Source organism: Acidisphaera sp. S103, assembly GCF_009765975.1.
GTDB lineage: Bacteria > Pseudomonadota > Alphaproteobacteria > Acetobacterales > Acetobacteraceae > Rhodopila.
In genome coordinates, this window is sequence record NZ_LMUJ01000042.1 from 169,969 (window position 1) to 194,914 (window position 24,946).

Here is a 24,946-nt window from a genome sequence, read left to right on the forward strand (position 1 = left end):
TCGCATGCCCGCATTGATGGATCCCGTGGAATTCCGCGGCGCTCTCGAAACCGCCATCAAAGGCAAAAGCGCCAATAAATCGCCCTTCAGCATCGCCTGGGCCGAAGGCAAGCTGTCCCGCACCCACCTGTGCCGCTGGGCGGAAAATCATTACCATTATGTCGGCCCGTTCGCGGATTACCTGGCCTACGTCTACGCCCGCATGCCGGACCAACTGACGGACGCCAAGGACTTCCTGCTCGCCAACATGTATGAGGAAGAGATCGGCGGCGACCGCCACACCGACCTGCTGATCCGCTTTGCCGAATCCTGTGGAACCACCGCCGACCGGGTCAAAGACCCCGACAACATGTCCCCCACCACCCGCGGCCTGCAAAGCTGGTGCTATGCCGTCGCCATGCGCGAAGACCCGATCGTCGCCGTCGCCGGTCTTGTCGTCGGCCTGGAATCGCAGGTGCCCTCCATCTATCGCCGCCAGACCCCGACGTTACGGGAAAAATATGGCTTCACCGATGAAGAAGTCGAATTCTTCGACCTGCACATCGTTTCCGATGAAATCCATGGCGAACGTGGCTTCCAGATCGTCCTTGAACACGCCAAGACCGTCGAACTGCAACAGCGCTGCCTGAAAATCTGCGAAGTCGGCGCCCAGATGCGGCTGTTGTACACCACGGCGCTGTATCACGACTATGTCGAGGCGGAACTGCCGCTCAGCGCCCTGCCCCTCGCCGCCTGACAGCGCAATGCCCAACGTTGTTTTCCACAAGCTTGGTGTCACCTATGCCGAAGACGTTCCGGAAGACACCAACCTTGTGGTCAACACGGCCATCAAACGATTCCCGTTCCCACACCTGACCTTCGGCTGCGGCATGGGCAAATGCGCGCGATGCGCCTGCCGGGTTCTCAGCGGCGCCGAACATCTGCCCGAACCCAACTGGAAAGAACAACAACGACTGGGTCCACGCCTGGAACAAGGCTACCGGCTGGTTTGCCAGCTCTGGCTCAAGCACGACATCGAACTCGCCCAGGACGCTCCCGTTCGGCCATGACCTACGTGATCCTGACCAGCAAACCGGGAGTTTTCCATACGGAACCGGACGATGCGGTCCGCCCCTGCGAAACCTATGACTATGTTTTCCATGGCCAGCGAAAAGCCCGCTTCATCATTGCCGAATTGCTGCGGCCGACCAAACTGCGCATCGTCGACGAAACCCCGCCCGAGGTCACCACGCTCGTTCCTTCCAAGTTTCTGCCGGGCTTCTCCACCATCGAAGCTGCCCGCCGCGAACTCCAGCAACTCTCCGGCCGCGACATGGTATTGGAAAGACTGCCATAACCGCATGATCACGATCACCTTCGTAACCAACGACATGAAGTCGGTCACCGCGCCGGAAAACAGCAACCTGCTGCGTATATCCTTGCGCGAAAAAGGCGGCATCCCGTTCAAGTGCGGTGCCGGCCTGTGCGGCACCTGCAAGTGCCATTTCGACGCCGGACTGGAACACGCCGACGCCATCAAGCCGAAGGAACGAAGGCATCTCACAGATGCCGATTTCGCCAACGGTTACCGCATGGCCTGCCAGACCTTCGTCAACGGTGACGTCAGCATCTCCTGGAAAACACAAGCATGAAAACCGCCCTGAAACTGGAAACCAGCGAGGCCCGCCTGATGGTCGCCGCCGCCGTCGCCAAGGCGGCGGAACTCGGCGTGCCCGAAACCGTCTGCATCACCGATGAAGGTGGCTTCCCCATCATCATGGAGCGCATGGACGGTGCCCGCATCACCGGCCCGCAAATCGCCTGGAACAAGGCCTTTACCGCCGCTGGCCACAAACGGTCCACCCACCTGTTCAACCGCCCCCCCAACGGCCCTGCCCTGCCCGGCAACGAGGCCTACGGCATCCAGTTCAGCTTCGACGGAAAATTCGCTGTCTTCGTCGGCGGATTCCCGATCGTGGTGGATGGCCAGGTGGTCGGCGGAGTCGGCCTCAGCGGCGGCAACGGCGAACAAGATACGCTGTGCGGCGTTGCCGCGCTGGCGGCGCTGCAGGAAGCCCTGAACGGCCACGACGTTCTGGTCGCCGCAGACATCAAGACATGAAGCTTACGGTTCGCAGCGAACAACCCCATCGTTCGGCGCGCATCACCGTCTACCGTCATGGTGTGCGAAGGCACACCATCCACGCCTTCGTTTCGCACGAAGAAGGCGTGGATGCTGACCTACGTCAGCATGACGGGGCCAACACCACAATAGCGCCGGCCAGTATTACTCCGCCGCCATCATCACCGGCGCTGGCTGCGCGAACGCCGCCAGTAACTCCGCCCGCCGAACCTCTGCCTTCGCTCGGTTTGCGTCCTTCACCGGCCCAAATCCCCTGATCTGGTCAGGCAATTCCGCCAACGCCACCGCCGTGTCGAAATTCGCTGCCGTCAGCCGGTCCAGCACGCCGCGCAAATCCGCGGTATACTGTGCAATCAATGCCCGCTCCTGCCGCCGCTCCACCTGGTACCCGAACGGATCCATCACCGACCCCCGCACCAGCCTGCCATGCCGCAATACCTTGAACAGCGGCAATCCCAGCCAGCCTGGAATAACAATCTTCCGCCGCCGTCCCGTCGCCTTGTCGATGCCCTGCCACAACGGCGGAGACATATGGAACGCCGGCTTCTCACCATACGTCGCGCTCGCGTGCAGCCTGGCGACCTCGTATTCATCCTTGTAGGCCATGACGCGATACAGCCCCTCGGCCGCCGCGCGAGACAACCGTCCCGGCGCCCCAGCCACGGCGGTTTCACGCGCAACCACATCCTTCATCAGCACCTGGAACCGCCGAGCGTAACGCTTCGACTGATACGCCGTCAGCGCCGCCGTCCGATGCGCGATCAGCCCGTCCAGATCGGCCGGAGGCCCCTCGACCACGCCTTCCAGCACGTCCTTCATCAACCCCGGCTGCTCCGCCAGGATCCGCCCCCACAGGAACGCCCGCTTGTTCAGTTTGACCGCCGCGCCGTTCAACTCGATCGCCCGCAGGATCGAAGCCTCGCCCACCGGCACCAGCCCGCGCTGCCACGCCATCCCCAGCAGCATCGTGTTCATCGCCTGGGCGTTGCCGAACAGCCGTTCCGCCAGCCGCACCCCGTGCAGCCAAATCGAGCGGCCCTTGTTCGTAGCCTTCTCGATCGTCCGCCTATGCAACGCCGCGTCGATCGACAGCGCCGCATTGCGCTTGAAGTCCGCCGTCGCCGCCAGATCCAGGTTGCCGATCACCACCGAGGACCGCGCATTCCGCTCCAGCACCCCCGCGGCGCAGCCAACAGCCAAATCCGCCGCCAGCATCACATCGGCGCTGCCCAGCGGAATGCGCACCACATCCAACGCCGCCTCATCCGCCGCGATCTGCACATGCGCCACCACCGCGCCGTTCTTCTGCGCCAGCCCAGTGAAATCCAACGTCTTGACCGCTCGGCCTTCCAGATGCGCCGCCATCGCCAGGATCGCGCCGGAGGTCACGATCCCGCCCCCGCCGATCCCCGCGAACAACCCGCGCCACACGCCCAGCGCCGGCACGACCGGCATCGGCAACCCGGCCGCCAATTCGGCCTCCCGATCCTGCCAATGCGTATCCGCATCCGGCGCCGCCGGCGGCCCCGCCACGGTCACGAAGCTCGGGCAGAACCCTTTCAGGCACGACAGATCGACGTTGCAACTGGTCGGATTGATCCGCCGTTTCCGCCCAAGCTCCGTCTCCACCGGCTCGATCGCGATGCAAGCCGACTGCACCGAACAGTCGCCGCAGTTCTCACATACCGATTCGTTGATCACGACATGCCGCGCCGGCTGCACCATCGAGCCACGCTTCCGCCGCCGCCGCTTCTCCGTCGCGCACACCTGGTCGTAGATCAGCACCGACGGCCCTTCGAAGTCGCGCAGTGCCGTCTGCACCGCCTCCAACTCCTCCCGCGTATGCCGCGTCACCCCCGCCGGCAACGCCGAGGCCGGCGGCAACCGCTCCGCCTCATCAGCTACAATCACAATCCGCTTGACGCCTTCCGCCGCCAACTGCGCCGCGATCGACGGCACCGTCGGCGCGCCCTCCGTCGGTTGCCCGCCTGTCATGGCGACCGCATCATTGAACAACAGCTTGTAGGTAATCCGGGTCTTCGCCGCGACCGCCTGGCGGATCGCCATGCTACCCGAGTGCTGGTACGTTCCGTCGCCGAGGTTGGCGAACATATGCTTCATCTCGGTAAAGCTGGACAGCCCGACGAACGGCGCGCCCTCGCCGCCCATGTGCGTAAACGTCCGCGTATTCGGCCCATCATCCATGGCCATGAAATGGCAGCCGATGCCGGCGCTCGAGAAGCTGCCGTCCGGCAGTTTGGTGGAGGTGGCATGCGGACAGCCCGCGCAGAACGCCGGAATTCGCCGCAACAGCCCATCCGGGCGTTCCGCCGCCACCGGCATCGGCGCCGCCGGCAAATTCAGCCCGGCCTGCCCCAGGAACGAGGTCAGCCCGCCGGCGACGCTCTCCGGAGACAACTCCATCAGCGGCGACAGCAACGGCGCACCACGCCCGTCGGTCTTGCCGCTAACCTCCGGCCGTTCGTCCGCCGGCAGGTTGTACAGCGCGTCGCGGATCTGGCTTTCGACGAAGCTGCGTTTCTCCTCGATCACCAGCAACTGCCGCTTGCTGCGAGCGAAGTCTCGCAGCCCCTCGGTCTCCAGCGGCCAGGTCATGCCGACTTTGTAGACTGCGATCTGAGGATGCCGATCCAAACCAAGCCGCCGCAGCGCATGCATGGTGTCCTCATGCGCCTTACCCACGGTCACTAGCCCGATGGTCGCGTCAGGCGAGCCGCTGATCAGCCGGTCGATCCGGTTGGCACGCGCCCAGGCCAGCACCGCCGGCATCCGTTCCTCGATCATCCGCCGTTCCAGTTCGGCTCTGTCGCCGGGGAAATGCAGCGTGTGGTCGTAATTCAGCCCGTGCGGCGGCAGCGCGATGTCCGGGGTCACGAACCGTCGCTCCGACGGCACGATCGCCGTCGACGCCTGCTCCATCGTCTCCGCCGTCGTCTTCATCGCCACCCAGACGCCGGCGAAGCGGGACAGCGCCCAGCCTGCCAGCCCCAGGTCGATCACATCCTGCACCGATGCCGGGTTGAGCACCGGGATGAAGCAGTTCTGGAACACATATTCGGTCTGGTGCGGATAGGTGGACGAATGCGCCCCATGATCGTCGCCGGAGATCGCCAGAACGCCGCCGAATTTGTGCGTGCCGCTCATGTTGGCGCAGTGGAATGCGTCACCGCTGCGGTCCACGCCCGGACCCTTGCCGTACCACATGCCGTAGACGCCATCGACCCGTTTGCCGGGGAAGGCGTCGATCTCCTGCGTGCCATACAGCATCGTGGCCGCCAGGTCCTCGTTCACCCCCGGCTCGAACCGGATGTCATGCGCCGCCATCAGCTTCTTCTGGACCCATAGCTCCCGGTCCAACCCGCCCAGCGGCGATCCCCGATAGCCCGATACCAGCGCCGCGGTCTTCAACCCGGCTGCCATGTCGAGTCGCCGCTGTTCCAGCAGCAGCCGCAGCAACGCCTGGATGCCCGTCAGCAAAACCGGCTGATCGAGGTCGGCAAACCGCGACTCCAGGGTAATGCCGCCGTGTCCGAGACCGATATCCATGGGCGTTCGTCCCTTCGAGGATTCTGACTACTAGATAGTAGGTATGGCACTGCAAAAAAGCTTGCCATAGTGGGGGCGGCGGCTGGCCATTTTTGGCAGGAACCACCAAGAATGCGCTCGCAACCCAGGATGCCGTCATGGAGTTCGCCTAAATGGGTCTGGCCACATGGAACTAGATCGCCTCGATCTGGCCATACTGGATCACCTGCAGGCCAACGGCCGAGCCACGGCGCAGGATTTGGGCGACGCGGCGCATCTGTCGGCGTCTCCGTCCCATCGGCGGCAGAAGCTGCTGGAGGAAGCCGGGGTCATCACCCGCTATGTCGCGCTGCTGGACCAGGACAAGGTCGGGCTGCCGGTGAATGTCTTCGTCACCGTCAAGCTCGCCAACCACAAGGACGAAACCCTGATCGGTTTCGAACGCGCCATCGAAGCCTGTCCCGAGGTGATGGAAATGTACGAGATGACCGGTGCCACCGACTACCTGCTGCGCGTCGTCGCCGCCGACGTCGCGTCGTATGAGGCATTCCTGCGCGGCCGGCTGACACACATCCCGGGGGTGCAGTCGTTCGAATCAGCCCTGGCGCTGAAGCGGGTCGTCTACCGGACCAATCTGCCGTTGCGGCAGGGCGGCCGCTAATCCGGCACCCAGTCGCTATCCCCGAAACCGAGGCCGATCGCCGCGCAATGACGCGGCGAAATGCGTCGGAAAACCATCATGAAATCACAATATTGAGAGACTTGGATCGTCGCTGCATACAAATCAGCGCTCGTTAACTTTTTTGCAATAAGTCCAAGCTACAAACGACAAACCTGATCCGAGGGTCTGTCACGTGCCTCTTATGCCGTCCTATCAATGGCCCCAAATGCCGCCCCATGATGACTGGGCCGGCTCTTGTAATGACCTTCGTTCGGCGCGCGGCCGTCTCACCATTCTTGTCGTCGAGGATGAGGAATTGATCCGCCTGTTCGTGGCCGATGTCCTCCAGGACAGCGGACACACGGTGCTTGAAGCCGGCACCGTGGCCGAGGCCAAGCGTCTCCTGATCGAGAATTCCGTCGATCTGGTCTTCAGCGATATCAACATGCCCGGATCCGAAACCGGCTTCGCACTGGAAAAATGGGTCCGTCGCCAATACCCGCGGACCAAGGTGCTGCTAACCTCCGGCTTCCCGCAAAACCCCTGCGATACAAGCAGCCTGCTCGAACCGATGCTGCAAAAACCTTATACCACTTCGGTGTTGCTGCAACGCATCAATGGCATTTTCGACGCCGATCCCATGGCCTGAGCCTCACCGAACCATCAGCCGTCCTGTAACGCCGCCACCACGCCGGCCAGCAACCCTGGATCGCCCACCGCGATCACCCGCCCGTCGCCATCAACCCGCAACGCCTGCCCGCGCCAATCCGTCACGATGCCGCCGGCGCCGGCGATCACCGGCAGCAGTGCCGCCCAGTCCCACGGCTTCAGGTCGCATTCCACGATCACGTCGATCTGCCCCAGCGCCAGCAGCCCGTAGGCGTAACAATCGCCGCCCCAGTAATTCCGCCGCACCCGACCCGCCAGGCGCTGAAACGCCGGCAGCGACGGCCCCAGCATCTCCGGACTCGTGCAGGACAGTTCCGCCAACGCAAGATCCGCACAGGCCCTGGTCCCGACGCGTCCGCCCAGCGGCCCGGAGAACGACGTCGGCCGTCCCGTCGCGCCGATCCAACGCTCCCCGGTCACCGGCTGGTCGATGATCCCCACCAGTGGTGCGTCGCCATCCAGCAATCCCACCAGCGTACCGAATGTCGGCCGCCCGGTGATGAACGCCCTGGTCCCGTCGATGGGATCCAGCACCCAGCGCAACCGCGCCTCGGGCCTCACCAGGCCAAATTCCTCGCCCAGGATCCCGCATTCCGGGCACAGTTGCTCCAGCACCGCCCGCATCGCCAGTTCGGCGTCACGATCGGCGATCGTCACCGGTGACTGGTCGGCCTTCAGGTCCGCCGCCACCGCACCACGAAAATGCGGCCGGATTACCGCTCCGGCCGCATCGGCGGCAGCCTGCGCCGCCGCCACATAGCGTTTGAGGTCGATACTCAGGGCGTCGGCAGCGGCACGGGGCTGTGCGACAGCGTGTGCAGATAGTCGATCACGTCCGCCCGCTCCTGGTCGTTCTTGATGCCCGCGAAGGCCATCCGTGTGCCCGGCACGTAAGCCGAGGGCTGATGCAACCACTCGTTCAACTCGTCGAACGTCCACGGCCCGGTCTTCGCCTTCATCCCGGCCGAGTAGTTAAAGCCTTCCATATGCGCGTGCGGTCCGCCGACGACATTGTACAGGTTCGGTCCGACGATCGCCTTGCCGCCTTCGTTGAAGGAGTGGCAGGACGAGCACAGTTTCTTCACCGACGCTTCACCGGTCGCCACATCGGCCTTGGCCAGCAGCGGTGCGATCGGCGGCAGCGGCGCGGGTTTCGCTGGGGCCGCCGCGGCTTCGGCGCCCGGTGCCGCCGGAGTCACGATCGCCGGCTTCTCCAACCGGTGCTCGACCACCAGGTTCATGCCAACCGTGCCGGTCAGAAAGAACGCAATGCCCGCCACCAGGACCGCGGCCACGCCCTTGTTGATTTCCATGCTGTCCATGCAGCGAAGCTTCCCGATCAGATAAGGGCAGACAGCCCCGGTTGAATGGACGCAAGCGGACCCGCCCACCCGCCGTTGCATGGCGACGAGCGCATCCGTAAGCTGGCCGCACCATAGGGAAACGAATACGCCTCTTCAACCCCACCCGCCGCACGCGCCAGCCGGATCGATGCCGGGACGGACGCGAAACCGGCGAGACATTTCCAGGAAATCCAGGCCGTTGAACCCCATCGTCGTCATCCCCGCCCGCATGGCCTCCACCCGCCTGCCCGGCAAACCGCTGGCCGACATCAACGGCAAGCCGATGATCGTGCACATGCTGGACCGCGGCCGGGAAGCCGGAATCGGCCCAGTTGCCGTGGCCTGCGGCGACCCCGAGATCGCTGACGCCGTACGCAAGGCAGGCGGCCGAGCGGTGCTGACCGACCCTGATCTGCCGTCGGGGTCGGACCGGGTGCATGCCGCGCTCGCCGAACTCGACCCGAATCGCGAGCATGACGTCGTGGTCAACCTGCAAGGCGATTTTCCGACTCTCGATCCGGAGGGCCTGCGCCTGGTCGTCACGCCGCTGGCCGACCCGAACATCGATATCGGCACCCTGGTGGTGCCGATTCGCGACGAGATCGAGGCCACGACGGTGTCCTTCGTCAAAGCCGCCTGCGCGTTCGAGGACGGCCAGACCATCGCCCCGGCGCTGTATTTCTCACGCCAACCGATCCCCTGGGGTCTCGGCCCGCGCTGGCACCATGTCGGCATCTACGCCTATCGGCGGCCGGTGCTGGACCGCTACGTCTCGCTGCCGCCAAGCCCGCTGGAGCGGCGTGAACAACTGGAACAACTGCGGGCACTGGAGAATGGAATGCGGATTGCCTGCGTACGGATGGAACACGGCCCGTTCGGGGTCGACACCGCCGAGGACCTGGAACGCGCCCGCGCAATGGTGCCACATTCATGACCGGAAAGATCGCCTTTCAGGGCATGCCGGGCGCCTATTCCGACCTCGCCTGCCGCGATGCCTATCCCGGCATCACCACCCTGCCCTGCCTGTCGTTCCAGGCCGCGATCGACGCGGTGCGGGAAGGCGGCGCGTCGCTGGGCATGCTGCCGTGTGAAAACAGCCTGGCCGGCCGGGTCCCCGACATCCATCATCTGCTGCCCGAGTCCGGCCTGTTCATCGTCGGCGAGCACTTCCAGCGCGTCGAGCACTGCCTGCTGGGCGTCAAGGGCGCCACCATCGCCGACCTCCGCAAGGCGCATTCCCATACGGTCGCGCTGGGTCAGGTGCGCCGCATCCTCGCCGACCTGAACCTGACCCCGGTGGTCGAAGCCGACACCGCCGGCGCCGCGCAGTTGGTCGCCGAGTGGGGCCGCAAGGAGGACGCCGCCATCGCGTCCTCCCTGGCCGCCGAGATCTACGGCCTGCAGATCCTGCGCGCCAACGTGGAGGACGCCGCCCACAACACCACGCGGTTTTACGTCGTCGCGCCGCGGGCCGCCGAGGTCGATCCGGCGACGCCCAATCTGATGACCACCTTCGTCTTCCGCGTCCGCAACGTCCCTGCGGCGCTCTACAAGGCGCTGGGCGGGTTCGCGACCAACGGCGTCAACATGACCAAGCTGGAAAGCTACATGATCAACGGCCAGTTCGCCGCCACTCAGTTCCTGTGCGACGTCGAGGGTCACCCCGAACACACCGGCCTGCGCAATGCGCTGGATGAACTGTCGTTCTTCTCCACCGAGGTGCGTGTCCTCGGCGTCTACCCGATGGCATCGTTCCGCCTTGCCCAGGGGGACGGCAACTGATGGACGACATCCTGGTCGAGTCGCGAGACGGCTGGCGACGGCTGATCCTGAACCGGCAGGCCAGGTTGAACGCTGTCAACGCCGAGATGCTGACCCGCCTGCTGGCCGCGATCGATGCGGCCGAGGCTGATCCAGGGTGCCGAGCGGTGATCCTGACCGGGGCGGGCCGCGGTTTCTGTGCCGGCCAGGAACTCGGGCCCGACGTGACGCCCGGTGCAGACGGGCCGCCCGACCTGGAGAAGCTGGCGGACACCCACCACCATGAGGTCGTGCGCCGCATGCGCGCGTCCCGCTTGCCGTTCATCTGCGCGGTGAACGGGGTCGCGGCCGGCGCCGGTGCCAGTTTCGCCCTGGCCGGCGATATCGTCCTGGCCGCAAGGTCGGCGACGTTCGTTCAGGCGTTCATCCGCATCGGCCTGGTGCCGGACACCGGCGCCAGCTTCTTCCTGACCCATCTGGTTGGCGATGCCCGCGCCCGAGCCCTGGCCATGCTGGGCGATGCGATCGACGCGGAGACCGCCGAACGCTGGGGGATGATCTGGAAGGCGGTGGACGACGCATCACTGGGTTCCGAATCCGAGACCCTGGCGGTTCGTCTGTCGAAGGCCCCGGCCGAGGCGTTGGCCGCGATCAAGACGATGTTCGCCGCCGCGCCGGGGAACACGCTGCACCAGCAGCTCGACCTGGAAGCCCGGCTGCAAGGCCAGGCCGGCCGATCCGCCGACTTCGCCGAGGGCGTGCGTGCGTTCCAGGAAAAGCGGCCACCGCGGTTCGGTGGGTAGCTTCATGCCGCTTAGCGTTTACGCGTCGCCTGATGGTGGACTCTACCCGTCCCATGGCGTGACCCCAGGTTGGTCAGTGCAGGGACTCACTCAGCAGCTTCAGGCCCCGGCAGGTTGGGGATCCTGTCGGGGCCGTTAGCTCATCCGGGCGCTTCACCGGGATGGAGATACCGAGAGCGCATCACCAGGATGGCAAAACCCCATGTGGTATCAGTACCAATCCGGATCAATGACGTGGCCAAGCTGTAATGCATGGCTCGTTGGCATCTTCATCGCTCAGCGCATAAGTCTGATGCTGCAATGCGGCATTATCATTCGCGATACGGAGTTCCATCTACTGCTTCATTGAAGCCGGACACCTCGCCCGACGATAGATGGAGAAATCCGATGAAGAAGCTGATCCTTGCTGCTTTCGCCGCCCTGAGCCTCTCGGCCGCGATCGCCCCTCTGGCCAATGCGGAGATCTATTCCCACCATACGGGTCCGTATGACAACACGGCGAACAGCCTGAACCGCAACGTGATCGGCGGGCAATAAGCCAGGGCCTGAAGGGTCAATGATAGCAAAGGCCGGGGCAAACCCGGCCTTTTTGCTGTACCGGGCGGGGAGCGCACTGGCCTCGGACGCGGGCATCGACAGGCAAGGAAACAAAAGGCGGCTTATCTCGTCGGTTCTCATCGTGAAAGTGCCAAGGCTGCTCAGTCGCCAACAAACCGGGCCCATTTGCCTTCCCCCCGAATCCCAAGCACTCTCCCGCGCCATGACCCAAGACCCCTCCCGCCTGACCCTCTACGGCAGCTTCACCTCCAGCTCGTCCTACAAGCCGATGCTGTATCTCGCGCTGTCCCGCCTGCCGTTCAGCTTCCGCACCGTGAACCTGAAGAACGGCGTCCAGAAGCAACCCGAGTATCTCGCCATCAACCGCTACGGCCAGGTCCCTACGCTCCGCCATAACGGCCTGACCATCGTCCAGTCCAACATCATCCTGGACTACCTGGCCCGGACCACCGGCCACTTCGCCGGCGAAACCGAACAGGACAAATGGACCGCGCGCGAGTGGCTGTCCTGGGAAGCCGACAACATCACCAACGTCGCCAAGGTCCGCCACTACAGCCGCTTCCGCAAAGTCGACGACGCGGTGATGGACTATTTCCGTCCCCTCGCGCTGGCCGCCGTCACCCTCGTCGACAAAGCCCTTGAAAATAAAGACTGGCTGGTCGGCAACACCCTGACCATCGCCGATATCGGCTGCTGGGGCCGCATGGTGTTCATGGCCGAGGGCGGCCTCGACATCACCACCTGGCCCAATGTGTACGCCTGGTCGAAACGGCTGAAGGACCAGCCCGGCTTCGCCCTGCCCTACGACCTGATACCCTCCAAAGATAAAGAGTTCGATCCATGCGCATAGCAGTCATCGGAGCCGGCGGCGTCGGCGGAGCTTTCGGAGCCGCCCTGGCGAAAGCCGGCGCGGACGTTACTTTCGTCGCCCGCGGCGCCCACCTGAAAGCCATGCGCGAACACGGCCTGCGCGTCGAGGGCGGCCGCGGCGAGACCCACATCAACCCCACCCAGGCCACCGACGACCCCGCCAGCATCGGCCCGGTCGATTACGTGCTGTTCTGCGTCAAGCTGTGGGACGTCGAATCCGCCGGTGCCGCGATCAAGCCGCTGGTCGGCCCCACCACGGCGGTGATTCCCTTCCAGAACGGCATCGACTCGGCCGAACGCCTGATCCCCATCCTCGGCAAGCAGGCCGTCATGGGCGGCGTCGCCCAGATCAGCGCGACCATCGCCGCCCCCGGCGTCGTCCGCCAGGTCGGCACCTTCATGCGGCTGATCTTCGGCGAACTGGAAGGCGGCAAATCCGCCCGTGGCGAGGCCTTCCTCGGCCTCTGCCAAAAAGCCGGCTTCGACGCCACCCACAGCGACCAGATCATGACGGAGCTGTGGATGAAGTTCATCCTGCTCGCCACCAACGCCGCGCTCACCGCCGCCACCCGCACGCCTTTGGGCATCCTGCGCGACGACCCCGACATCGCCCCGCTGTTCGCCCGCGCCGCCGCCGAGGTCGCCGCCGTCGGCCGAGCACGAGGCGTGAAACTGCCGGACGACGCCACGGAAAGAACCGTCGGCTTCACCAACGCCGCACCGCCGACGATGATGGCGTCGATGGCGCACGACCTGATCCGCGGCAACCGCATCGAACTGCCCTGGCTGTCCGGCAAGGTGGTTGCCCTCGGCCGCGAACTCGGCGTTCCCACCCCGGTGCATGAGGTTCTCTACGCCGTGCTGAAACCCTTCGTGGACGGCAAGCCGGGGACTTGATGGCGTATACCGCACAACCCAATCCACGGCAGGCACCCATTCCGGTCTTCGTCGTCTGACAGCAATTGTCAGGCGACGCTTGGCTGTCTTCGCATATTCTTCATTCCACGTGCCTGCGACGCCGCGGCATACGCTCCTATACAGACGTGCAGAGGGGCTGCTCACCCTTCTTGTGGTTCGTGAAAACGCGAGACTCCCCGGCAGAGCCGCAAGGTGTGACAATGACCTTCCCGACCTCTGCCTATCCACGGCCGCAATTGCGGGACTGGGCGGTCCTGGCGACTAGTCTGGGCTTCGCCGTCATCGGCCTGTTGCTGTTCACATCCGATCCCGGCACGGCCATCGTCACGGTCGGATTTTTCGGATCTTGCGCACTTTTTACCGCCGTCCTGATCTACCAGAAATTACGTCGTCACGCGCATGCGCTAGTTCGGGTCGGGGTAGTCGGCGGCGTACCGATCAGACCCTCAAGGTTCCTCCTTGCCGCCCTCGCCACATGGATGTCGACACTCGGCGTGATCACGCTTTGGGTCGGATGGTACAGCGGAATACCAGGCTACCTCGTCAGTGGCCTTCTCCTCGCCGGCCCTGGGTTCTGCCTGGCAATCGGGCTTGTGACAGGCCGGATTCCGACTGGATACTTCCAGTTCGATGTTTCGGGCCTCACTTTCAGCGGGCATGGTTCCGTCCACACGGTTGCATGGGACAACATCCAAGGGATCGGAACCGGGACATTCAATTCCGCCCCTGTCGTGCTCATCAAGCTCCGAGAACTAACCATCATCGACGTGCATCCACCCGACCGCGCAGTCCGCGTCTTCCGGCAGTGGGCAAAGAACGAAACGACGTTTGGCGCGCAGATCGTTCTCCATCCCATGCGATACCTGGTTGATATGAATCTGTTGCTGCAGGCCCTGGATCGTTACGTTACGGACCCATTTAGCCGCATGGAACTAGCGCCGCGGCAACGACTGCCAGGTTGACGCCGCCGGCCATCAATTCCCCCGCCGTCCATTCGATCGAGGCCGTCCGGCGCCGAACACCTGGTCAAGAGGCACTCGGTCCAAGACCGCGCCTCGGGCACATCGTAAGGCCCTTGCGAACCCGATCAGACAATCGGCACATGGCTGATCGCGTGCCAACGCATCATCCGTAGCCGTCCGTCCTTGATCAGCCGGCGCAGCAGCAGCCACAATTCCGCCTCCCGCACCAACTGCACGGCCTCCTGCCGGCTGGGCTTGCGATCCAGGTCGCGCAGCAGCACCCGCCAACCCAACATCGCGTGGTCCAGGTGGCGTTGCGACATGTCCTCGGCGACTCGGACATCCAGGCCAACACGCCCCAGCATGCGAGTCACCGAGATCGGCGCCACCATCAGGGTCGGATCGCGATGATCCAGGTCGGCCCACCGGCGCACGGTCGGATCGGCCGGGTCCAGCGGCACCGGGGCCGTCAATCCGGTGATCACCATCTGGCCGCCTGGCTTCAGCACCCGGGCCAACCCATCCAGGATGGGTTCGGGGCGCGCGCGCTGAAACGGTTCCAACGCCAGGCAATGATGGTGGGTTTTGGCTTCGAACGCCGGATTGGCCGGGTCCCACGCCTTGATGCTGACCTTCTTGGTCATTTGCGCCCGTTGTATCAGCACCCGGGCAGCCGTCAGCAGCGACGGATCGGTATCCATCCCGGTGACCCAGGCACCCAGGTTGCGAGCCGCCGCCGCCGCCGGCCCGCCATTGCCGACTCCAACGATCAGCAGGCTGGCCGCCGCGGACAGGCCCAGCGGACGGGTCAGCCGCAGGGTTTCGATTTCGCCACCGGGGAAGATGAACCCCGGACCCCAGAGCTGGTCGGTGAGGGTCAGCCGGCCAACCGGCCACGCAGTTTGGATTCGGGCCTCAGGCAAAGCCGCTTCGGTCGTCGGCGCAGGCCCGCTCTCAATAGGCACAGCGACGGCCTGCACCGTCCCCAACGGCGGTCGTCGAAACAGGCCACGCATCGTGGACGCCAACATTATTCGGTCTCCATCGACCGAAACTAGGCTGCAATCCCTACCAAAAAGTTTACAGACGCGAGGTTTATTCGAATTCCGTCAGTACATACCGCACCGTATCGGGACCAGGCACGCTCGGTTTGTGGCGATGCTGCGGCCCGGCCGGGATATGCAGCATGTCGCCGGGTCCTGCCTCGACGCTGTGGGTGTCGAAGCGATAGCGGATACGGCCGGCCAGGATGAAGATCGAATGGCCGGTCTCACACCAATTGCTTTCAGGCGCCGGGACGGGGTCCGGCGCACGCTCCTGGTAACGCAGTGCGATGCCGAAGCCGGAAACGGCCTCACGCACCTTGAGCCGATCGGTCGCGTCGAGCAGCGGATGATCCGCGGCTGGGAATAGGTATGGGCTGTCGGTCATGGCCCCACCGTAATCGTAAAACCCGATATGGCATAGCTGGGCTTCGACCGTCGGTATGACAAATACGGGCCAGCCGCGGGAACGCTGTCGGAATATTTTGCGGGCATGCAGTCCGTGAATCTGAACCAGCCAGCAAGATATTGAATAGAAACATCTTATTCTATGATACAACCTTTGCTTCGGGCGCCCCTCAATGCGCGCGCCGCCGACAAGCAGGTAAGCCGTCATCACTGTCTTTTCGAAATGGGGCATCTATACTTTGTTGCCTTGTCGCGCCCTTTAGCCACGGGTCAACAAAATGGAGCACAAACCAACAGACCCCTTCCGAACCCCTTGCCACATCACCGTCACCGGGTATTTTGCCCGCCCCACACGCCATTAAACAGAAACGCCCAAGGACCCCTGCATGACCCGCCTCTACCGCCGCACCCTGCTGACCGGGGCCGCGCTGCCGTTGTTCGCCATCAACACCCGTCCCGCCCGAGCGGCGGACTTCAGCCTGAAGCTGGCGAACAACTCGCCTGTTACCCATCCGCAGAGCGTCCGCCAGCAGGAAGCCGCCGACCGCATCAAGAAGGCCACCAACGGCGCCGTCGACATCCAGGTGTTCCCCAACAACCAGCTTGGCTCCGACACCGACATGCTGTCGCAGCTCCGCTCCGGCGCGATCGATTTTTTCACACTGTCCGGCCTGATCCTGTCCACCCTGGTGCCCGCCGCGTCGATCAACGGCATCGGCTTCGCCTTCAAGGACTACGACACCGTCTGGAAGGCGATGGACGGCAAACTGGGCACCTATGTCCGTTCCGAGATCGACAAGCGCGGCCTGACCGCCATGGACAAGATGTGGGACAACGGGTTCCGCCAGATCACCAGCTCCACCCATCCGATCAAGGTGCCCGCCGACCTGAAGGGCTTCAAGATCCGCGTCCCCGTCTCCCCCCTGTGGACCAGCATGTTCCAGGCGCTCGGTGCATCGCCCATCAGCATCAACTTCGCGGAAGTCTATTCCGCGCTACAAACGAAGATCGCCGAGGGCCAGGAAAACCCGCTGTCCCTGATCCAGATCGCCAAGCTGTATGAGGTGCAGAAATACGTCTCCATGACCAGCCACATGTGGGACGGGTTCTGGATGCTCGCCAACAAGCGCACTTTCGCGACGTTGCCCGCCGACGCCCAGGCGATCGTGGCCCGCGAACTCAACAAGTCCGCGCTGGATGAACGCGCCGACATCGCCAAGCTGAACGGATCGGTCGCCGACGACCTGAAGGCCAAGGGCCTGACCTTCGTGGAGGTCGACAAGCCCGCCTTCCGCCAGGCGCTGAAGTCGGCCGGTTTCTACGCCGACTGGAAGAAGAAATACGGCGACGAGGCCTGGGGAATCCTGGAAGCGGAAGTCGGCACGCTGTCTTGACGCAGACGCACGCCGGCACACCACCCCGCCTGACCGCCGCCGCCCGCATCGACCTGCTGCTGCGGCTGGTGGCGGAAATCCCCGCCGCGATCCTGGTGGTCGCCGAGGTGGTGGTGCTGTTCGCCGGCGTCGTCGCCCGCTACGCGCTCCACACGCCGCTGATCTGGACGGACGAACTCGCTTCCATCCTGTTTCTCTGGCTGGCGATGCTGGGCGCCGTCATCGCGCTGCAACGGTCCGAACACATGCGCCTGACAGCGGTCGCCGGCGGCCTGTCATCCACCGGACGCGCGCGCACCGATGCGCTGGCCGCCGCCGCGGTGGCGACGTTCCTGCTGATGATCGTGCCCCCAGCCTGGGACTACGCGTCCGACCAGTGGTACATCCAGACCCCGGCCCTGAGCATCCACGACACCTACCGAGCGGTCGCCATCCTGGTGGGCGGCGTGCTGATGCTGATTACCGCGCTGACCCGGCTGCTGGCGCTATCCTGGAAGGACGCGGCGTTCGGCATCGTCGTGGTGGGTGCGCTGGCGGCGGTGCTGCACTTCGCCGCGCCCTGGCTGCTAGGTTTTGGCAACTGGAACCTGGTGCTGTTCTTCGTCCTGCTCTTGGGCGCCGCCGTGCTGCTGTCGGTGCCGATCGGCTTCGCCTTCGGCCTGGCCACACTGGCGTATCTGGCCACCCTCACCCGCACACCGCTGACAGTCGTCGTCTCCCGCATGGATGAGGGCATGTCCTCGCTGATCCTGCTGGCGGTACCGCTGTTCGTGTTCCTCGGCCTGCTGATCGAGATGACCGGCATGGCGCGCGCCATGGTCAACTTCCTGTCCGCCCTTCTGGGTCACGTGCGGGGAGGCCTGTCCTACGTGCTGCTGGGCGCGATGTACCTGGTCTCCGGCATTTCCGGCTCGAAAGCCGCCGACATGGCCGCGGTTGCGCCGATCCTGTTCCCCGACATGAAACGGCGCGGCTTCAACGAAGGCGAACTGGTCTCCCTGCTCGCCGCCTCCGGCGCCATGAGCGAGACGATCCCCCCATCCCTGGTGCTGATCACCATCGGATCGGTCACCGGCGTATCGATCGCCGCCCTGTTCACCGGCGGCCTGGTGCCCGCCGCCGTGTTGGCCGCCGCCCTGGCCTTCATCGCCCGTTGGCGCGGCCGCAACGAAAACATGGAAGGCGTGACGCGTCCCCCCTGGGCGGTGATCGGCAAAGCATTCGTCATCTCCCTGCCCGCCCTGGTCCTGCCGTTCGTGATCCGCTTCGCCGTCATCGAGGGCATTGCCACCGCCACCGAGGTCTCCACCATCGGCATCGTCTACGCGATCATCGTCGGCATCCTGGTCTACCGTCAGTTCCCGCTGCGCCGGCTGTATCCCATGCTGGTGGAAACCGCGTCACTGTCCGGCGCTATCCTGCTGATCATCGGCACCGCCACCGGGATGGCCTGGGCGCTGACGCAATCCGGCTTCTCCCACCAACTGGCCGCCGCGATGACGTCCATGCCCGGCGGAGCGACAGGCTTCATGGCCGTTTCCATCGTCGCCTTCATCGTCCTCGGCAGCGTGCTGGAGGGCATCCCCGCCATCGTGCTGTTCGGCCCCCTGCTGTTCCCCTCTGCCCGCCTGGTCGGCATCAATGAGGTCCACTACGCGATGGTGGTCATCCTGGCGATGGGGATCGGCCTGTTCGCACCGCCGTTCGGCGTCGGCTACTACGCCGCTTGCGCCATCGGCCGCGTGTCCCCGGACGCGGCGATGCGGCGGATCTGGCCCTATCTGCTGGCGGTGCTCGCCGGCCTGATTGCCGTGGCGGCGGTGCCATGGTTCAGTACCGGGTTTCTGTAGAAGCTGACTGCGACGCGAACCGCTCCATTCATCGATCACGGAAGGTCAGACTGATATCACGGTGGAGTTCGGTCCCAATAGGACGTCAATCCAATCCAGCGGCTTCGATCGTGTCTACCCGGCACATCGTAGTCAGAATTTCCAAGTATCGAAGCCCACTCCATATCGGCCGGCAACGTATCGCCCCTACTTCGCCGCCAGACCGTCGCTGACGCGCTGGTCACCGAACGCCCCCGACTGGCGCCGCCACAAGCGGGCATAGACCCCGTCCCGCCGCAACAGTTCGGCGTGAGAGCCGGATTCGACGATGCGCCCTTCGTCCAGCACGATCAGCCGGTCCATCCGCGCGATGGTGGACAGCCGGTGGGCGATGGCGATCACCGTACGCCCCTCCATCAGCCCGTCCAACTGTTCCTGGATCGCCGCCTCGACCTCCGAATCCAGCGCCGACGTCGCCTCGTCCAACACCAGGATCGGCGCGTCCTTCAGGATCACACGCGCCAGGGCCACGCGCTGGCGCTGCCCGCCCGACAGCTTCACCCCGCGCTCCCCCACATGCGCGTCGTAGCCGGTCCGGCCATGCCAGTCCTCCAGCCCCAGGATGAAGTCGTGCGCCTGCGCCTGTTTCGCCGCCGCGACGATCTGCGCCTCGGAGGCCTGCGGCTGGCCATAGCCGATATTCTCCCGAATCGAGCGGTGCAGCAGCGACGTATCCTGCGTCACCATCGCGATATGCCGGCGCAAACTCTCCTGAGTCACGCCTGCGATATCCTGCCCGTCGATCAGGATGCGCCCGGATTCCGGATCGAAGAAGTGCAGCAGCAAGTTGACCAACGTCGATTTGCCGGCGCCGGACGGCCCGATCAGCCCCACCCGCTCCCCCGGCGCGATCGTCAGGTCGATCCCATGCAGCACCGCCGGATACCGCCCGCCCGCATCCGCCCCGCGCACCCGCCCATAATCGAAATGCAGGTTCTCGATCCGGATCCCACCGCCGGTCACCACCAGTTCGGCCGCATCCGGCGAATCCGGCATCTGCCGCGGCACATCGATCGAGCGCATCCCATCCTGCACCGTGCCGATATTCTCGAAGATCGAGGTAATACTGCGTGCCACCCACCCTGCGATGTTGTTCAACTGCCAGGCCAGCGGGATGGCGGTCGCCACCGCACCGATCGAGATATGCCCAACCGACCACTGCCACAGCGCCACGCTCGCCATCGACACCACCAGGCAGGCATTCATGCTCACTAGGGTCGAGGTATACGCCGTCGTCATCCGTGTCTGGTCGCGGAACGCCTCGGTATGCTCATCGATCGCATCCCGCACGAACGCATCCTCATCGGCGGCGCGTGCGAACAGCTTGACGGTCAGGATGTTGGTGTAGCTGTCGACGATCCGCCCGGTCAGCATCGACCGCATCTCCGACATCCGCCGCGACCGGTCGCGCAGCCGAGGCACGAAGAAGCGCAGCATGACGGCATAGAACGCGAACCACAGCAACATCGGCAAGGTCAGCCGCCAGTCCAGGCGCGCCAGCAGCAGCACCGCGCTGCTGCCGTAGACCAGGATGTACCACGCCGCGTCAAACGCCATCACCAGGCTTTCCCGCAGCGCCGGCCCGGTCTGCTGCACCCGGTTGGCGATGCGCCCGGCGAAATCGTTCTGGAAGAACGTCCAGCTCTGCCGCACCACATGCCAATGGTTCTGCCACCGGATCATGTTGGAGAACCCGGGATTGACGATCTGGTTCACCAGCACGTTGTGCGCGATGAAACTTGCCGGCCGCACGAACAGCAGCACACCCGCCATGCCCAGCAGCACCGCACCGTGGTCGCGAAACAGCGTCTCCGGAGTCTGGGAGGATACCAAACTGACGACTCGGCCGATGAACACCGGGATCAGCGTATCGAGGATCGCGATCAGCCCGCCGCAGACGAACAGCGCGACCGTCAGCGCGCGCACCTGCCCGATATAAAACCAGTAGAACCGCGGCAACCCGGCGTTCGGCGGCGCGGCTGGCGTACCGGCGGTAGGATCGAGCAGGGCTTCGAAGCGGCGCAACATGGGATCAGCGGTGGACCCAGTTGGCCGCTACGTCAATCGTGGGCGCCGTTGCCGCGGCGCACCATCGAACCCCTCAGCGGCGCCAATAGCCGCGGTGCCAGCCGCCGCCATACCAACCCGGCCGGATCCACACCCTCGGCCCATAGTAGCCGACCACTGGCGGAGCATAAACCACCGGCGGCGCATAAACGACCGGCGGCGCGTAATACACCGGCGGAGGCGCCACCACGACGGCGGGGCCGGGGATCCACACGCCACCGCGCCACCAGGCGTTCGCATTGTGCGGCATCGCCATGACGCCGACCGTCGCGAGCCCAAGCACCGCGGCCACCGAAGCCACCCGTTTCATTCCAAGCATCGCAACCTCCTGTCGTCCGGATGACTGTAGATATAACATCTCTTTGTTACAATGGTATGTCTTGTTGTATCACCTTATTCGGCGGCTTCGGCCTGTTCGGGGGCGCCAAGCTCCAGCAGGCGCGGCGCGACTTCCTTGCCGAACAGCGCGATATTCGCCTTCGCATCCTGGTGGTTCAGTTGGCCGCCCTGCCCGAAGAACAGCAGATGGCCGACGCCGCCCATACGCTGGTTGAACGCTTTCAACTGGTTGAACACGTCGTCCGGCGTGCCGGCGAACACGGTTTCAGTGTCCATGAACTGTTCGACTGTCGCCGTCCGATGGTCGATCGGCACGCCGTTGCGGTCCGTCACCATCCGGTGCGCACGCGGCCCGGCCTTCAACATCGCGATGTTGGCGCCGACGGAATTGTAACCTGGCGGATTCGTGAAGGGCTCGAACACCACCGGCGCCGTACGCACGTAATCGGCGATGATATTCGCCCGCCGCAGCCCTTCCGCCCGCGTATCCCCGACACCGATGATCGCCGCATAGGCCATGCGGTCCGGCCCGGCCTGCCACCCCAGTTCGCGGGCGCGCTTGCGGTACGCCTCATACATCGGCTTGGCCAACCCGCCCGACAGCAGCGTGCCCACCACATGGCCGCGTTCGGCCGCCGCGATGCCGGTGTCGACACTCATCCCGGTCATCCAGATCGGCGGCGTCGGCTGCTGGATCGGCCGCGGCCAGATATTCACCGCGCGATACTGGTAGAACTCGCCTTCCCAGGAGAACGGGCCGGTCGTGGTCGACAGCGCCTTGATAATCAGGTCGTGCGCTTCCCAGTAGCGCCGCATCAGCCGCCCCGGATTGCTGTTCGCCGGCGCGATCTCATACGGCGCCCCCTTCACCAGCCCCATCTCGATCCGCCCGCCCGACAGGCAGTCGAGCCACGCCATCTCCTCCGCCACCCGCACCGGATCGGGCCGGTTGGCGATCGGGTTGCCGAGACTCAGCAGACGCGCCTTCTTGGTTTCACGCGCAATCACCGACAGCGCCATCGGCACCGAAATGGTCATGCACGTCGCCGTGCTGTGATGCTCGTTCACCATGATGTCGAGCCCGACCTCATCGCACAGCGCGAATTCGTCCAGATAACGGTTCAGCAACGTGCCCGCTTCCACCGGATCGAGGTTTTCACTGGGAAAATTGACCCGCAACGACCCGCGGGCAAGGCCCTTGTCCCAGGCCGGGTGATAAGCCATTTCGGAGAAATACCAGGTGCGCATGGCGGTTTTTCCTACAGGCGATTGGTGAAGGTTTTTACGCGTGCCGCGAAGCTGTTGGGGTGTTCCCAGTGCGGGTAGTGGCCGGTGGCCGGCATCGTTTCGATCGTGGCGCCTCGGATTTCGGCTTTCCATGCCTCGCCATAAGCAATCGAAACGATACCATCCTCTTCTCCCCAGACCAGGTGCGTCGGAATGTCGATACGATGCAGCCAGCGTTTCAGCCGAGGATTGTGCATGTACGGCTTCCAGCCGAACACCGCCAGCGTTTCCCGCCCGCGCGCGATACCCGCCAGTTCCGCATCCGCCAGCTTGGTATAATCGATCGCCCCCTTCTCCGGATCCGCCCACGCTCGGCGCATGAACTCGGTTCGGGAAATGGCGTGCATGTCGGTGATGTCGCGATCCAGCACCCCGCCGACCTTGATCCCCAGCGGCGCTGCCAGCAGCAAGCCGGCAAAGCGGGCGGTGTTGCGCACCGCCATCTCCGCCGCCACCCAGCCGCCAAAGCAATTGCCCACCAGCACGGCGTTTTCCAGCTTCAGCGCCGCCGCCAGATCAAGATACAAATAGGCCAGGTCATCCACCGAACCCACCCAGTCCGGCAGCACCGACCCGCCAAACCCGGGATGATGCGGCGCGATCACGCGATGGTTTTCCGCCAGCCTGTCCAGCCATGGCCGGTTGGGCTGCAAGCCCTCGCCCGGGTGCAGGAACAGGATCGGACGCCCCTGCCCTTTCTCCTCGATCTCCAGGCTGACGCCGGAGACAGTGACCTGGCGGCTCATGCCGTTTCCCCTGTTCTTTTTCCTGCCAGCGAGTTTACCCATCCGCGACCGGCCGGCAACCTTGCGCCCGCTGCCCCGGCCGTGGTTCCTGTCCCCGGCTGACAAGGACCGCACCATGACCAAACCGCTGCAAGGCCTGCTCGTTGTCTCGCTGGAGCAAGCCGTCGCCGCCCCCTACTGCGCCGCCAGGCTCGCCGACGCCGGCGCCCGCGTGATCAAGATCGAGCGCCCGGAAGGCGATTTCGCCCGCGGCTACGACAGCGCGGTACAGGGCCTGTCCAGCTATTTCGTCTGGCTGAACCGCGGCAAGGAAAGCCTGGTCGCCGACATCAAGGACCCGGCGGACGCGGCCTTGTTGCACCGCCTGATCGCCAAGGCCGATGTGTTCATCCAGAATCTGGCGCCGGGGGCAGCGGCCCGTTCCGGGTTCGGATCGAACGACCTGCGCGTCCGCTATCCAAGGTTGATCACCGTCGATATCTCCGGCTATGGCGAAACCGGCGAATACGCCTCGATGAAGGCCTACGACTTGCTGGTGCAGGCGGAGTCAGGCCTGGCGATGGTCACCGGCCATCCCGCCGGACCGGGCCGCGTCGGCGTGTCGATCGCCGATGTCGGCTGCGGGATGAATGCCTATACAGGTGTCCTGGAAGCATTGATCGAGCGCGGCGTGACCGGCTGCGGCAAGGGCCTGAAGGTCAGCCTGTTCGACGCCGTCGCCGACTGGATGAACGTCCCGCTGCTGTATTTCGAGGGCACCGGAAAGTCGCCCCAGCGCATGGGCCTGGCGCATCCGTCGATCTGTCCCTACGGCGCGTTCGCCACCAAAGATGGCGCACTGGTGCTGATCTCGATCCAGAACGAACGCGAATGGGCCATGTTCTGTGCAAAATTCCTGGATGCGCCGGACCTGCCCCGACAACCCGGTTTCGAGACCAACACGATCCGGGTCGCCAACCGAACCATGGTGGACGAACGCGTCGGCCAGATGTTCGCCACGCTGACACGGGACCAGGCGGCGGTGAAACTGCGAGCGTCCAACACCGCCTATGGGTTCGTCAACGATCTCGCGGCCCTGAGCCACCACCCCGCCCTGCGGCGCACGCAAGTGGAACTGCCCAGCGGCGGGGTTGCCAAGATCGTCGCCCCAGCCGTCATCCGCGTCGGTGAGACCTTAGATCTAGGCTCCGTCCCGTCGGTCGGCCAAAACAGCGCCGCGATCCGCGCGGAATTCACAGGATAATCGCATTGCCGCGAATTCTCCACACAACCTCCGCCGTGGGGTTGGAGGGGCTCATGGCCATTCCGGTTCGATTGATGACGTGCCAGCCGGGCACTGCCGGTGCGGTTGCCAATACCGCATTTAACACAGAGGTCACGAAGAACACCGAGGCCGCAGAGAAGAATTTTTGGGCCTTCGGCCCAGGTTTCATACCAGCTGCCGTTGAGGCCAACCCTTAATTCGTCATGCCCAGCGGCGTCCGGGGCATCCGCCCCAGTAAGGTGCTGGATCGGATGCCCCGGACGCTGCTGGCCTAAGACGAGCCTGATGTGTCAACA

Annotated in this window: 27 protein-coding genes; 17 read left to right on the forward strand and 10 right to left on the reverse strand. The window is 64.6% G+C overall.

Features of this window, described 5'->3' with window-relative positions; genetic code table 11:
• The first annotated feature begins 4 nt into the window (after window positions 1–4).
• Genes GSQ89_RS11075 through GSQ89_RS11095 form a run of 5 tightly spaced genes read left to right on the forward strand, consistent with a single transcriptional unit; the run spans window position 5 to window position 2,101 of the window.
• Window positions 5–736, forward strand: coding sequence for a TenA family transcriptional regulator (locus GSQ89_RS11075; protein WP_158924985.1), 732 nt, complete (start codon window positions 5–7; stop codon window positions 734–736).
• Between the two features lie 7 nt (window positions 737–743).
• Window positions 744–1,049, forward strand: a complete 306-nt coding sequence (locus GSQ89_RS11080) for a 2Fe-2S iron-sulfur cluster-binding protein (RefSeq protein ID WP_158924987.1) — start codon at window positions 744–746, stop codon at window positions 1,047–1,049.
• The gene (locus tag GSQ89_RS11085; protein ID WP_158924989.1) at window positions 1,046–1,336 is read left to right on the forward strand and encodes a ferredoxin; all 291 of its coding nucleotides are present in this window, start codon (window positions 1,046–1,048) and stop codon (window positions 1,334–1,336) included. The genes GSQ89_RS11080 and GSQ89_RS11085 overlap by 4 nt, the downstream gene beginning before the upstream one ends.
• A 4-nt stretch (window positions 1,337–1,340) precedes the next feature.
• Entirely contained in the window at window positions 1,341–1,631 is a 291-nt protein-coding gene (locus tag GSQ89_RS11090) for a 2Fe-2S iron-sulfur cluster-binding protein (protein WP_158924991.1), read from the forward strand.
• Window positions 1,628–2,101, forward strand: a complete 474-nt coding sequence (locus GSQ89_RS11095) for a heme-binding protein (RefSeq protein ID WP_158924993.1) — start codon at window positions 1,628–1,630, stop codon at window positions 2,099–2,101. The genes GSQ89_RS11090 and GSQ89_RS11095 overlap by 4 nt, the downstream gene beginning before the upstream one ends.
• Window positions 2,102–2,266: 165 nt before the next feature.
• Here the strand turns inward: GSQ89_RS11095 and GSQ89_RS11100 are convergent, their stop codons facing one another.
• Window positions 2,267–5,689 (reverse strand): indolepyruvate ferredoxin oxidoreductase family protein, encoded by a 3,423-nt coding sequence (locus GSQ89_RS11100; protein ID WP_158924995.1) that lies wholly within the window; start codon window positions 5,687–5,689, stop codon window positions 2,267–2,269.
• Between the two features lie 166 nt (window positions 5,690–5,855).
• On the opposite strand from GSQ89_RS11100, the gene GSQ89_RS11105 reads away from it, so the two are divergent.
• Window positions 5,856–6,329, forward strand: a complete 474-nt coding sequence (locus tag GSQ89_RS11105; protein ID WP_158924997.1) for an Lrp/AsnC family transcriptional regulator — start codon at window positions 5,856–5,858, stop codon at window positions 6,327–6,329.
• Window positions 6,330–6,555: 226 nt separating this feature from the next.
• A complete protein-coding gene (locus GSQ89_RS11110) occupies window positions 6,556–6,978 on the forward strand; it encodes a response regulator (RefSeq protein ID WP_256367316.1) in 423 nt (140 codons plus the stop codon).
• 14 nt (window positions 6,979–6,992) lie between these two features.
• Here GSQ89_RS11110 and GSQ89_RS11115 read toward each other — a convergent pair whose 3' ends face one another.
• Both GSQ89_RS11115 and GSQ89_RS11120 read right to left on the reverse strand, forming a co-directional pair.
• Complete coding sequence (locus tag GSQ89_RS11115) at window positions 6,993–7,754, reverse strand: inositol monophosphatase family protein (protein ID WP_254073166.1); 762 nt, start codon at window positions 7,752–7,754, stop codon at window positions 6,993–6,995.
• Window positions 7,755–7,774: 20 nt separating this feature from the next.
• Window positions 7,775–8,320: a cytochrome c family protein gene (locus tag GSQ89_RS11120; RefSeq protein WP_158925001.1), complete on the reverse strand. Its 546-nt coding sequence runs from the start codon at window positions 8,318–8,320 to the stop codon at window positions 7,775–7,777.
• 220 nt (window positions 8,321–8,540) lie between these two features.
• On the opposite strand from GSQ89_RS11120, the gene GSQ89_RS11125 reads away from it, so the two are divergent.
• The 7 genes from GSQ89_RS11125 to GSQ89_RS11155 all read left to right on the forward strand — a co-directional run bounded on the left by GSQ89_RS11125 (window position 8,541) and on the right by GSQ89_RS11155 (window position 14,213).
• Entirely contained in the window at window positions 8,541–9,275 is a 735-nt protein-coding gene (locus GSQ89_RS11125; protein ID WP_254073167.1) for a 3-deoxy-manno-octulosonate cytidylyltransferase, read from the forward strand.
• On the forward strand, window positions 9,272–10,123 hold the full coding sequence (locus GSQ89_RS11130; RefSeq protein ID WP_158925005.1) for a prephenate dehydratase: 852 nt from the start codon (window positions 9,272–9,274) through the stop codon (window positions 10,121–10,123). The genes GSQ89_RS11125 and GSQ89_RS11130 overlap by 4 nt, the downstream gene beginning before the upstream one ends.
• Window positions 10,123–10,905 (forward strand): enoyl-CoA hydratase-related protein, encoded by a 783-nt coding sequence (locus tag GSQ89_RS11135; protein WP_158925007.1) that lies wholly within the window; start codon window positions 10,123–10,125, stop codon window positions 10,903–10,905. Before GSQ89_RS11130 ends, GSQ89_RS11135 begins: the two co-directional genes overlap by 1 nt.
• 387 nt (window positions 10,906–11,292) lie before the next feature.
• Window positions 11,293–11,442, forward strand: a complete 150-nt coding sequence (locus tag GSQ89_RS11140; RefSeq protein ID WP_158925009.1) for a hypothetical protein — start codon at window positions 11,293–11,295, stop codon at window positions 11,440–11,442.
• Between the two features lie 223 nt (window positions 11,443–11,665).
• Window positions 11,666–12,313, forward strand: coding sequence for a glutathione S-transferase family protein (locus tag GSQ89_RS11145; RefSeq protein ID WP_158925011.1), 648 nt, complete (start codon window positions 11,666–11,668; stop codon window positions 12,311–12,313).
• The gene (locus GSQ89_RS11150) at window positions 12,304–13,230 is read left to right on the forward strand and encodes a 2-dehydropantoate 2-reductase (protein ID WP_158925013.1); all 927 of its coding nucleotides are present in this window, start codon (window positions 12,304–12,306) and stop codon (window positions 13,228–13,230) included. Before GSQ89_RS11145 ends, GSQ89_RS11150 begins: the two co-directional genes overlap by 10 nt.
• Before the next feature lie 311 nt (window positions 13,231–13,541).
• Window positions 13,542–14,213, forward strand: coding sequence for a hypothetical protein (locus tag GSQ89_RS11155; RefSeq protein ID WP_158925015.1), 672 nt, complete (start codon window positions 13,542–13,544; stop codon window positions 14,211–14,213).
• 125 nt (window positions 14,214–14,338) lie between these two features.
• Here the strand turns inward: GSQ89_RS11155 and GSQ89_RS11160 are convergent, their stop codons facing one another.
• Entirely contained in the window at window positions 14,339–15,244 is a 906-nt protein-coding gene (locus tag GSQ89_RS11160; RefSeq protein WP_158925017.1) for a class I SAM-dependent methyltransferase, read from the reverse strand.
• Window positions 15,245–15,308: 64 nt separating this feature from the next.
• Window positions 15,309–15,644: a cupin domain-containing protein gene (locus tag GSQ89_RS11165; RefSeq protein WP_158925019.1), complete on the reverse strand. Its 336-nt coding sequence runs from the start codon at window positions 15,642–15,644 to the stop codon at window positions 15,309–15,311.
• Window positions 15,645–16,050: 406 nt separating this feature from the next.
• Here GSQ89_RS11165 and GSQ89_RS11170 point away from each other — a divergent pair, with 406 nt between their 5' ends.
• Window positions 16,051–17,058, forward strand: a complete 1,008-nt coding sequence (locus tag GSQ89_RS11170) for a TRAP transporter substrate-binding protein (RefSeq protein ID WP_158925021.1) — start codon at window positions 16,051–16,053, stop codon at window positions 17,056–17,058.
• The gene (locus GSQ89_RS11175) at window positions 17,055–18,908 is read left to right on the forward strand and encodes a TRAP transporter large permease subunit (RefSeq protein WP_158925023.1); all 1,854 of its coding nucleotides are present in this window, start codon (window positions 17,055–17,057) and stop codon (window positions 18,906–18,908) included. Before GSQ89_RS11170 ends, GSQ89_RS11175 begins: the two co-directional genes overlap by 4 nt.
• Before the next feature lie 186 nt (window positions 18,909–19,094).
• Here the strand turns inward: GSQ89_RS11175 and GSQ89_RS11180 are convergent, their stop codons facing one another.
• The 4 genes from GSQ89_RS11180 to GSQ89_RS11195 all read right to left on the reverse strand — a co-directional run bounded on the left by GSQ89_RS11180 (window position 19,095) and on the right by GSQ89_RS11195 (window position 23,386).
• Window positions 19,095–20,975, reverse strand: coding sequence for an ABC transporter ATP-binding protein (locus tag GSQ89_RS11180; protein WP_158925025.1), 1,881 nt, complete (start codon window positions 20,973–20,975; stop codon window positions 19,095–19,097).
• A 73-nt stretch (window positions 20,976–21,048) separates the two neighbouring features.
• Entirely contained in the window at window positions 21,049–21,333 is a 285-nt protein-coding gene (locus GSQ89_RS11185; protein ID WP_216856114.1) for a hypothetical protein, read from the reverse strand.
• Between the two features lie 74 nt (window positions 21,334–21,407).
• Complete coding sequence (locus tag GSQ89_RS11190) at window positions 21,408–22,601, reverse strand: LLM class flavin-dependent oxidoreductase (RefSeq protein ID WP_158925029.1); 1,194 nt, start codon at window positions 22,599–22,601, stop codon at window positions 21,408–21,410.
• Between the two features lie 11 nt (window positions 22,602–22,612).
• Entirely contained in the window at window positions 22,613–23,386 is a 774-nt protein-coding gene (locus tag GSQ89_RS11195) for an alpha/beta fold hydrolase (protein ID WP_158925031.1), read from the reverse strand.
• Window positions 23,387–23,501: 115 nt separating this feature from the next.
• Between GSQ89_RS11195 and GSQ89_RS11200 the strand changes: the two genes are divergently transcribed.
• On the forward strand, window positions 23,502–24,629 hold the full coding sequence (locus tag GSQ89_RS11200) for a CaiB/BaiF CoA-transferase family protein (protein ID WP_158925033.1): 1,128 nt from the start codon (window positions 23,502–23,504) through the stop codon (window positions 24,627–24,629).
• On the opposite strand, the gene GSQ89_RS11205 is transcribed toward GSQ89_RS11200, so the two are convergent.
• On the reverse strand, window positions 24,619–24,819 hold the full coding sequence (locus GSQ89_RS11205) for a hypothetical protein (protein WP_158925035.1): 201 nt from the start codon (window positions 24,817–24,819) through the stop codon (window positions 24,619–24,621). The two genes, GSQ89_RS11200 and GSQ89_RS11205, sit on opposite strands and share 11 nt — an antisense overlap.
• Window positions 24,820–24,946 lie beyond the last annotated feature (127 nt).

Coding starts and splice junctions, on each gene's coding strand:
- GSQ89_RS11075 (WP_158924985.1), top strand. CDS start 5: ATGCCCGCATTGATGGATCCCGTGGAATTCCGCGGCGCTCTCGAAACC.
- GSQ89_RS11080 (WP_158924987.1), top strand. CDS start 744: ATGCCCAACGTTGTTTTCCACAAGCTTGGTGTCACCTATGCCGAAGAC.
- GSQ89_RS11085 (WP_158924989.1), top strand. CDS start 1,046: ATGACCTACGTGATCCTGACCAGCAAACCGGGAGTTTTCCATACGGAA.
- GSQ89_RS11090 (WP_158924991.1), top strand. CDS start 1,341: ATGATCACGATCACCTTCGTAACCAACGACATGAAGTCGGTCACCGCG.
- GSQ89_RS11095 (WP_158924993.1), top strand. CDS start 1,628: ATGAAAACCGCCCTGAAACTGGAAACCAGCGAGGCCCGCCTGATGGTC.
- GSQ89_RS11100 (WP_158924995.1), bottom strand. CDS start 5,689: ATGGATATCGGTCTCGGACACGGCGGCATTACCCTGGAGTCGCGGTTT.
- GSQ89_RS11105 (WP_158924997.1), top strand. CDS start 5,856: ATGGAACTAGATCGCCTCGATCTGGCCATACTGGATCACCTGCAGGCC.
- GSQ89_RS11110 (WP_256367316.1), top strand. CDS start 6,556: ATGCCGCCCCATGATGACTGGGCCGGCTCTTGTAATGACCTTCGTTCG.
- GSQ89_RS11120 (WP_158925001.1), bottom strand. CDS start 8,320: ATGGACAGCATGGAAATCAACAAGGGCGTGGCCGCGGTCCTGGTGGCG.
- GSQ89_RS11130 (WP_158925005.1), top strand. CDS start 9,272: ATGACCGGAAAGATCGCCTTTCAGGGCATGCCGGGCGCCTATTCCGAC.
- GSQ89_RS11135 (WP_158925007.1), top strand. CDS start 10,123: ATGGACGACATCCTGGTCGAGTCGCGAGACGGCTGGCGACGGCTGATC.
- GSQ89_RS11140 (WP_158925009.1), top strand. CDS start 11,293: ATGAAGAAGCTGATCCTTGCTGCTTTCGCCGCCCTGAGCCTCTCGGCC.
- GSQ89_RS11145 (WP_158925011.1), top strand. CDS start 11,666: ATGACCCAAGACCCCTCCCGCCTGACCCTCTACGGCAGCTTCACCTCC.
- GSQ89_RS11150 (WP_158925013.1), top strand. CDS start 12,304: ATGCGCATAGCAGTCATCGGAGCCGGCGGCGTCGGCGGAGCTTTCGGA.
- GSQ89_RS11160 (WP_158925017.1), bottom strand. CDS start 15,244: ATGTTGGCGTCCACGATGCGTGGCCTGTTTCGACGACCGCCGTTGGGG.
- GSQ89_RS11165 (WP_158925019.1), bottom strand. CDS start 15,644: ATGACCGACAGCCCATACCTATTCCCAGCCGCGGATCATCCGCTGCTC.
- GSQ89_RS11170 (WP_158925021.1), top strand. CDS start 16,051: ATGACCCGCCTCTACCGCCGCACCCTGCTGACCGGGGCCGCGCTGCCG.
- GSQ89_RS11180 (WP_158925025.1), bottom strand. CDS start 20,975: ATGTTGCGCCGCTTCGAAGCCCTGCTCGATCCTACCGCCGGTACGCCA.
- GSQ89_RS11185 (WP_216856114.1), bottom strand. CDS start 21,333: ATGCTTGGAATGAAACGGGTGGCTTCGGTGGCCGCGGTGCTTGGGCTC.
- GSQ89_RS11190 (WP_158925029.1), bottom strand. CDS start 22,601: ATGCGCACCTGGTATTTCTCCGAAATGGCTTATCACCCGGCCTGGGAC.
- GSQ89_RS11195 (WP_158925031.1), bottom strand. CDS start 23,386: ATGAGCCGCCAGGTCACTGTCTCCGGCGTCAGCCTGGAGATCGAGGAG.
- GSQ89_RS11200 (WP_158925033.1), top strand. CDS start 23,502: ATGACCAAACCGCTGCAAGGCCTGCTCGTTGTCTCGCTGGAGCAAGCC.
- GSQ89_RS11205 (WP_158925035.1), bottom strand. CDS start 24,819: ATGAAACCTGGGCCGAAGGCCCAAAAATTCTTCTCTGCGGCCTCGGTG.